Below are 4450 nucleotides of genomic sequence, written 5' to 3'. Positions count from 1 at the left end.
GCCCCACCCGCATGCCGGGGAGCGCCAGCGTCTGGTCCTGCGCCACGTCCTTTTCGCCGGGGGGGGCCACATAACCCACCACATGCGCCAGCAGCGGCCCGAACGGATAGTTCCGGGTGGTCCCGACATCGATCAGCACACCGGGGAGCGAGGGCGCGTTCAGCTCGATCCGCGCCATGTCGTCCCACGACAGGAAATCGTGCAGCATGACCGGGATAAAACGCCGCTTGTGCCGGATCTCGCGCTCGATGCGCGCCCGGTCCCTGGCCTCGATCGGCACGAGGGCGGAAAAGCGATCCAGCGTGCCTGGAATGTCGCTGGTTTCCTCGGGCAGCAGCAGGGCGCGCCAATTGACCTTGTTGGCGGCCACGGCAATCCCGAACCGGTCGACCACGCGCCCGCGTGGCGGGGCGATCAGGCGACGGCTGACGCGGTTATTCTCGGCCATCCGGGCGAAATGATCGCCTTCCAGCACCTGCAACCCGTAGAGCCGGTGCCCCAGCAGGCCGAAAGCCGCCATCTGCGCGCCCAGCACCACCAGGGCGCGCCGGGTAAAGACCCCGCGCGACGGCGTGTCGGCATCGGGCCGCGACATCAGACGCTGCAAGGTTTTGCGCCGCCCGATCATCAGCCCATTCCGATCCGGGCAAGCTGGGAAACCGCCATCAGGCCCGATCCGGATTGGCGATCGAACGCCCCATGGTACTGAACACCACGCAGAGAAGCGGAAACAGGCCCACCCCGAGCACCCATTGGAACGCGAAGGCGATCGCCGGCACCAGATGCAGCGACAGCGCGGAAATCAGCCCCCATTGCAACGCCGTCGCCCCCAGCGATACCCCGGCGAACACCAGCCACAGCAGGAGGATATGCGCCCGCGAAAAGCCGTAACGCCCCGACAGCGCCACCCCATGCACGAGCAGCACCACCAGAAGCATCACGCCCGGCGGCCCGAACCCCAGCAGATCGACCAATATGCCCAGCAGGAACACAATGGGCGACGACATCGAGGCCGGCCGGAACACCGACCAGAAGAAGACCGACGACAGCAGGATGCCCGGCAGCAGTTCGGCCTGTCCGGGCAGGCCGAATGGCGCGGACAGCAGCAGGACAGCCAGCGCCGTCAGCACCGCCGGCAGGCCGCGACGCGACAATATGTCCAGCCGCCGCCACAGGCTGGGCCGAGGCTGGATGCCTGGTTGGAACTCTGGAGCCTGGTCGGGCGTCATCCATGCACACTCTCATCCACGGCGGAGTGGGGAGGGAAAGGGGAGCGAGAGGGAATCGGCCGGGCGCCGCACCGGAATCCGCCCCGGCGCATCGGGGGGGACGACAGTGGAGCGCCCATAATCAAAGACCCGGACGATGTCGAGATGCCCCAGTGACGCGAAGGGGATGACGACCGGCTGGCCAGGACGAACATAATGGATCTGCCCGACGGGCAGGCCCGGAGGCATTGTGTCGATCTCGCCATTGGTGACGACGCGCTCTCCCTCGATAGGAGGATTGTCCTGGGGATAGTAGATAAGGCGAGGCGTACCCGAATTATCGCCGGCCATTATAGCGGCCCCGTGACTGACTTCCAGTCTGACCGGTATGCGGCTGGACGCATCGGTGATCAGCAGGACACGCACCGACCGGCTGCCGATCTCGGTCACGCGCCCCACCAGGCCGGAACCGTCGAGCACGATCTCGTCCTTATGGATTCCCGCATCGACATTGGCGGCCACCAGCACGCTGCGCGCATACAGGCCGCTGGTATCGCGAACGACCCGCCCCGTGACGAAGGAGGGCGAGGGATCGGGCATCCAGTGCAGATTGGCCTTCAGCGACGCGTTTTCATCGGCCAGCGCGGCCGCGACATCGTACCAATGCCGAAGATTGGCGTTTTCCGCGCGCAGGCGCTGATTTTCGGCTTCGATTCGGCCCATGTCGCGCATGCGATCCAGCAGCGTGCGCGCCTGTTCCTGCGGCCAGACAACCAGCCCGTACGCGGGAGCCAGGATATCGGCCAGCCCCATGCGCACCCGTTCGGTCAGGCTGCGGTCCGCCTGCCCGAGCAGGATGATCCCCAGCGCCGCAACGATCAGAATCGGAAGAACCAGCCGCTCCAGCGCCTGACGCAAGGTGATGGATAGCGGAATCATGACCGACCTGCCGGGTATCGTGCGTACCCGCGCCAGTCGCAGCCCTCATTATGCCGGACGTTCATCGCCTCGGCCCCCCGCGTTTCGCCTGCCGTCAATACATGCTGGTCAGGACATTCTTCAAACGTTTCATCTCTTCCAGGGCGCGTCCAGTCCCGAGCGCCACGCAGGAGAGCGCATCCTCGCCGACCGTGACCGGCAGGCCGGTCGCCCGGCGCAGCACGTCGTCCAGGCGATAAAGCAGGGCGCCGCCACCCGTCAGGACGATTCCTTTGTCCACGATATCCGCCGACAGTTCGGGCGGCGTGTTCTCCAGCGCCGTCGTCACCGCGTCGACAATCTGGCTGACAGGCTCGGCCAGGCTTTCGGCGATCTGCGCCTGCGACACCACCACCTCGCGCGGGACGCCGTTGATCAGGTCGCGCCCCTTGACCTCGCGCCAGCCACCATGGTCGTCGGGGTCGTCGGGCGGCAGCGCCGAGCCCAGTTCGATCTTGATACGCTCGGCCGAGCTTTCGCCGATCAGCAGATTATGATTGCGCCGGATGTAGGAGATAATCGCCTCATCCATCTTGTCGCCGCCGACGCGGGCCGAACGCGCATAGACGATGCCACCCAGCGAGATCACGGCGACCTCGGTGGTGCCGCCACCGATATCGACGATCATGCTGCCCGAAGGCTCGGTCACCGGCAGGCCGGCGCCGATCGCGGCCGCCATCGGCTCCTCGATCAGGAACACCTTGCGCGCGCCGGCGCTCTCGGCACTTTCCTGGATTGCCCGGCGCTCGACGGCCGTGGAGCCGGACGGCACGCAGACGATGATCAGCGGGCTGGCGAACATCCGCCGGTTATGCACCTTGCGGATGAAATGCTTGATCATTTCCTCCGCAACCTCGAAATCGGCGATCACCCCGTCGCGCAGGGGGCGGATGGCCGTGATGTTGCCCGGCGTGCGCCCGACCATCTGCTTGGCTTCCTCGCCGACCGCCAGCACCTGCTTCTTGCCGCGCACATCGGCGATGGCAACCACCGACGGTTCGTTCAGGACAACGCCACGTCCCTTGACATAAACAAGGGTATTGGCCGTGCCGAGGTCGATGGCCATATCGGCCGATAAGAGACCCAGCAGACGAGCAAACATCCAGAACTCCCGACAAACAAGCACGACACGGCGGCACACGATCCGGAATGGCGCGCGCACGACCTGCCGAACAGCAGTCCGTCGGGACGCGCCCCAAGCGGTTGGATCAGGCCGAGGGCTTACCGGGGCTACAGAACACGGGCAAGGCCCAGTGACATTAATTCGTGCTTTTCAGGCCGTCACCCTCTTCCGACCATGAAAAAGACAGGCTCCATGCCCATATCTGCCTCAGGCCACTCTTCCCGCCAGAGGGAAACGACCGGCGAAAAAACGCGGGTCGCCTTTTTTTCGCCACCGGAACGCCCCGCCACGCACATGACCTGCATGGAAACTCATGGCATCGGAAGACATTACCCCGTAGCTGGCAAACAGCGTGGCCTCTCGACAAGGAAGACGATCATGACGATCCGCACCCAAGCCTCTCTCTTCACTCGCGCAGCCCTGCTCGGTGCCGGGCTCCTGGCGCTGGCGGGTTGCGGCAACCCATACGATCCCGGTGCACGCGCCGGAACGGGCGCGCTGATCGGCGCGGGCGGCGGTGCTGCAATCGGTGGACTGGCTGGCGGAGGAAGAGGCGCCCTGATCGGTGCCCTCGGCGGCGGCGCGGTCGGAGCCGCCACCGGAGCCGCCACCACGCCCAATCCGCCGTCCCGCCGCAGATATTAAGCCGGATTACCGATCCGCCGGCGACACTGGCTCTCTCCATCGTCCAGCGATGGGGAGAGCGCGCAATCCGGCGCATCCTTTGATATCCATGGTCCCGTACGGGACTGAAACCACGAGAATTCCATGAGCCCTCCCCGCACTTCCGCCCTTCCAACCCGTGGCCTCATCCGCAAGGCCGGCGTCCTGACACTGAGCGTCGTGGCCGTGTCGCTTGCGGCGTGCAGCAACCCATATGATCCCGGCCAACGTGCGCTCGGCGGCGGCCTGATCGGCGCCGGCGGCGGCGCGGCGATCGGCGCACTGGCGGGCGGAGGAACGGGGGCCGCGATCGGCGCACTGGCCGGTGGCGCGGTCGGCGCGGCAACCGGCGCCGCCACCACGCCGAACCGGCCACGACAATATTATTATCCGTCGCGAGGTTACGCGGCCCCTGGCTACGGACAATACGGGTCATATGGGCAGCCATCCTACCCGCCGCCGGGCTATCCGCCGCCGC

General features: G+C 66.2%; 5 protein-coding genes and 1 pseudogene. 2 read left to right on the top strand and 4 right to left on the bottom strand.

Annotated features, from left to right (window positions below; genetic code table 11):
- The 4 genes and pseudogenes from ABF821_RS20055 to ABF821_RS20040 form a co-directional block, all read right to left on the bottom strand.
- Nucleotides 1-628: pseudogene (locus ABF821_RS20055) on the bottom strand (penicillin-binding protein 2); the annotation flags it as partial.
- Nucleotides 629-665: 37 nt separating this feature from the next.
- Nucleotides 666-1229 carry a hypothetical protein gene (locus tag ABF821_RS20050; RefSeq protein ID WP_415531357.1) on the bottom strand — a complete coding sequence of 188 codons (564 nt, stop codon included), beginning with the start codon at nucleotides 1227-1229 and terminating at the stop codon, nucleotides 666-668.
- A 12-nt stretch (nucleotides 1230-1241) separates the two neighbouring features.
- Complete coding sequence (mreC, locus tag ABF821_RS20045; protein WP_182972798.1) at nucleotides 1242-2147, bottom strand: rod shape-determining protein MreC; 906 nt, start codon at nucleotides 2145-2147, stop codon at nucleotides 1242-1244.
- A 94-nt stretch (nucleotides 2148-2241) separates the two neighbouring features.
- Nucleotides 2242-3288 (bottom strand): rod shape-determining protein, encoded by a 1047-nt coding sequence (locus ABF821_RS20040; RefSeq protein WP_114727835.1) that lies wholly within the window; start codon nucleotides 3286-3288, stop codon nucleotides 2242-2244.
- A 399-nt stretch (nucleotides 3289-3687) separates the two neighbouring features.
- On the opposite strand from ABF821_RS20040, the gene ABF821_RS20035 reads away from it, so the two are divergent.
- Together ABF821_RS20035 and ABF821_RS20030 are read left to right on the top strand one after the other, a co-directional pair.
- Nucleotides 3688-3954 carry a cell envelope biogenesis protein OmpA gene (locus tag ABF821_RS20035; RefSeq protein ID WP_183009305.1) on the top strand — a complete coding sequence of 89 codons (267 nt, stop codon included), beginning with the start codon at nucleotides 3688-3690 and terminating at the stop codon, nucleotides 3952-3954.
- A 123-nt stretch (nucleotides 3955-4077) separates the two neighbouring features.
- A partial coding sequence (locus ABF821_RS20030; protein ID WP_415531356.1) for a hypothetical protein occupies nucleotides 4078-4450 on the top strand: 373 nt, incomplete at its 3' end.

The sequence above is a fragment of the Gluconacetobacter sp. genome (genome assembly GCF_047721585.1).
GTDB lineage: Bacteria > Pseudomonadota > Alphaproteobacteria > Acetobacterales > Acetobacteraceae > Gluconacetobacter > Gluconacetobacter dulcium.
Note: the sequence above shows the minus strand (reverse complement) of the source record. Positions and strands in the feature narration are given on the sequence as shown.